This is a genomic window from Mesorhizobium sp. M8A.F.Ca.ET.021.01.1.1 (assembly GCF_003998025.1).
Lineage (GTDB): Bacteria > Pseudomonadota > Alphaproteobacteria > Rhizobiales > Rhizobiaceae > Mesorhizobium.
In genome coordinates this window covers 1-3,407 of sequence record NZ_RZSJ01000637.1, presented here as the reverse complement: position 1 = coordinate 3,407, position 3,407 = coordinate 1, and the positions used below count along the sequence as shown (strand labels likewise).

Here is a 3,407-nt window from a genome sequence, read left to right as displayed (position 1 = left end):
CGACCAGCACATCGACGATCCGCCAGAGCCGGTCCTCGTCGCGGATCGGCGGCTCGGACCAGCCGGCAAGCTGGCGCGCGGTCGGGCTGTCGCGGCGGTATTTACCCGACAGCAGGCCGCCGGCGAGCGGGCTCCAGACCAGCACGCCCAGCCCCTGGTCGACCGAGATCGGCAGCAGTTCGTACTCGGCCTCGCGCGCTTCCAGCGTATAGTGGATCTGCTGGGTGATGAAGCGTTGCTGGTGGCGGCTGTCGCTGATGGAAAGCGCCTTCATCACCTGCCAGCCCGAATAGTTGGAGCAGCCGATGTAGCGCACCTTGCCCTGGCTGACCAAAGTGTCGAGCGCGGCAACGGTTTCCTCGAGCGGGGTGAGGCCGTCCCACTGGTGGACGAAATAGATGTCGATGACATCGGTCTTCAATCGCTTCAGGCTTCTCTCGCATTCACGGATCAGATGATGGCGCGACAGGCCCTCGTCGTTCGGGCCCTTGCCGATCCGCATCCGGGCCTTGGACGCGATCAGCACGTCGTTCTTGCGCTTGCCGCCGAGCGCTTCGCCTATGATCTCCTCCGACAGGCCGTTCGAATAGACATTCGCGGTGTCGATGAGGTTGATGCCGGCGTCGATGCACATGTCGATCATCCGCTTTGCTTCGGCGAGATCGCTGTTGCCGACCGCGGCGAAAGGCCCGGCGCCGCCGAAGGTCATTGTGCCAAGCGTCAGTGTCGAAACCTTCAGGCCGGAACGGCCAAGGGTGCGGTATTCCATGTCAGATCCTCACGATTTTGTTGAAGAGGCGTGCCGCCAAGGGGCAGGCCTGGAACGCGACCGGGGATTTGTAGGACAATTCGGTCGGCTTGTCGCCATGCGATGACGTCGATCGATCAATGCGTCGCGGAATGTACACCGGCGGCAATCGCGCCCGGGCTGCAATAAAACCGTCACCGCCGGCCTATATTGAAGTCGGCTCAGGTGTTTCCATTCCCGGCCGCTGGCAGCAATTTGGGGACGCCCCAGGGAACCGACAGGCTTGCAAGCGGAGCAGTTGATATGACCGAGCTAAGACAGAATTCCCCTGCCAAGGACTGGCTTGAAGCCGAACTCGCCGACACGCTCGACGAAGATTATGAACTCGAATTGTCGGAACCGGCGCTGTCGATGGAGATCGCCAAGATCTACAAGAACTCGCATCCGCCTTCGATCGATCGCATGCAGTATTTTCGCGACTTGATCACCCTTCAGTCCGAATTGATCAAGCTGCAATCCTGGGTCGCCTATCACAAGAAGAAACTGGTGGTGATTTTCGAGGGCCGCGATTCCGCCGGCAAGGGTGGCGTCATCAAGCGTATCACCCAGCGGCTCAATCCGCGTATCTGTCGCGTCGTGGCGCTTCCGGCGCCGACCGAACGCGAGAAGTCGCAATGGTATTTCCAGCGCTATGTCCCGCATTTGCCCGCAGGCGGCGAGATCGTGCTGTTCGACCGCTCCTGGTATAACCGCTCCGGCGTCGAGCGGGTGATGGGCTTCGCCAGCCCCGATCAGGTCGAGGAGTTTTTCCACGACGTGCCGGAGTTCGAGCGCATGCTGGTGCGCTCCGGCGTCACCGTGGTCAAATACTGGTTCTCGATCACCGATGAGGAACAGCAGATGCGCTTCCTGATGCGCATCCACGATCCGATGAAGCAGTGGAAACTGTCGCCGATGGACCTACAGTCGCGGGTGCGCTGGGAGCAGTACACCAAGGCCAAGGAAGAAACCTTCGCCCGCACCAACATTCCCGAAGCGCCATGGTACATCGTCGAGGGCAACGACAAGAAGCGGGCACGCCTGAACTGCATCGACCATCTGCTCAAGCAGCTGCCATATGAAGAGGTGCCGCACGAGGAGATCACGCTGCCGGAGCGCGTTTTCAACCCGGAATACGAACGCCAGGTCCTGCCGCGCGAGCTTTACGTGCCGGAGAAATATTGAGTGACCCTTCCGTCTCCCCGTCACTATACGGGGAGAAGGTGCCGGCAGGCGGATGAGGGGCGGCGCCGAGCTTAAGCCCGCTTGATAACCACGTGCGTGGCCAGCGCTGTCGCCACCTGTTCGGTGCACGTGTAGCCAAGCTTGGGCATGTCGAGGCCAGCAAAAAGGTTCTCGCCCCGGCCAAGCAGCACCGGCGAAATCGCCAGGTGCATCTCGTCGATCAGCCTCTCCTGGAGATATTGGCGGATCGTATCGACGCCGCCGCCGACCCGCACGTCCTTGCCGCCAGCCGCCGATCTCGCCTGCTCGAGCGCCGAATGGATGCCGTCGGTGACGAAGTGAAAGGTGGTGCCGCCTTCCATTGTGATCGATCCCCGCCTGTGGTGCGTCAGCACGAAAACCGGCACATGGTAGGGCGGGTTGTCGCCCCACCAGCCCTTCCACTTGTCGTCAGGCCATTCTCCGCGGATCGGCCCGAACATGTTGCGACCCAGGATCCAGGCGCCGACATTCTCGAAGCTGCGCGCCGCGAACGCCTCGTTGGTATCGGTGGTGCCGCCATCTTGTCCGAGCACCATCTTGCGGAAGGTGCGGGTGTCGACAAACCACTTGTGCAAGGATCCTCCGCCGATGCCGAGCGGATTTTGCAGATCCTGATCAGGACCGGCGCCATAGCCGTCGAGCGAGAGGGTAAACGCGTTGACACGAAGTTTTGACATGAAGACCTCCTCGATAACCAGTTGTAATTTGCAAGTGGTTTTCTTTTAGCAAACTGATTGCGAATTGCAAGCGGTATTTTCGGATCGAAAGTATGTATCCGGACCTTTGCCGCCAGGCGATGTCGGGACTGTTTTTAGCGATCGGCCCGGACGGCCAGTGACGGCCGCCCAGGCCGCCGCGATATCAGCTCATTCGCCCGTCAGTTCCATGAAGCGGATGTGGTTGCTGAACGGGTCGATGACCTCCACCGTCAGCCGGCCGTCTTCATGCTCCAGGCCGGGATTCATGTAGCGGTACTCCTTGCCGGCAAGCTCTTTGTGGAAGTCGCGGATGCCTGTCATATAAACGACCATGTTGCCGCCAGGCGTCGCGTCGCCCGCATGTTCGGACAGGTGCAGTGCAAGGTTGCCACGCGAGACTTGGGTATAGAGAGGGGAACTTTCCCCATAGCGGTGCTCCCAGTCCACGGTGAAGCCGAGGAAGCGTAGGTAGAATTCGTGCGCCTTGGCGACGTCGAAGATGCGAACGATCGGCGCGGTTCGCTCGAAGACGATCTTGTCTTGGCCGGCAGGCGGCGCTTCGATCTTCGCCGACAGAATATTCCAGCTCGCCAGTCCAAACTGGCGCGCGACGATCTCCAGGGCGTCACTGTGGCTGATCGTCAGGTCGCGGGCGGCAAGCGCCTCCCGCATGGCTTTCGCCATGGTCTTGGCAT

General features: G+C 60.9%; 4 protein-coding genes. 1 reads left to right on the top strand and 3 read right to left on the bottom strand.

Features of this window, described 5'->3' with window-relative positions:
* Nucleotides 1-769 (bottom strand): aldo/keto reductase (locus EOA36_RS31250; RefSeq protein ID WP_145969401.1); only part of this gene is annotated, 769 nt, incomplete at its 3' end.
* Nucleotides 770-1,051: 282 nt separating this feature from the next.
* Between EOA36_RS31250 and ppk2 the strand changes: the two genes are divergently transcribed.
* Nucleotides 1,052-1,972, top strand: a complete 921-nt coding sequence (ppk2, locus tag EOA36_RS31245) for a polyphosphate kinase 2 (protein WP_127280737.1) — start codon at nucleotides 1,052-1,054, stop codon at nucleotides 1,970-1,972.
* 71 nt (nucleotides 1,973-2,043) lie between these two features.
* On the opposite strand, the gene EOA36_RS31240 is transcribed toward ppk2, so the two are convergent.
* Both EOA36_RS31240 and EOA36_RS31235 read right to left on the bottom strand, forming a co-directional pair.
* On the bottom strand, nucleotides 2,044-2,691 hold the full coding sequence (locus EOA36_RS31240; protein WP_127280736.1) for a dihydrofolate reductase family protein: 648 nt from the start codon (nucleotides 2,689-2,691) through the stop codon (nucleotides 2,044-2,046).
* Between the two features lie 189 nt (nucleotides 2,692-2,880).
* Nucleotides 2,881-3,407, bottom strand: a 527-nt coding sequence (locus tag EOA36_RS31235; RefSeq protein ID WP_245464520.1) for a glyoxalase superfamily protein, incomplete at its 5' end; no start/stop codon positions are given.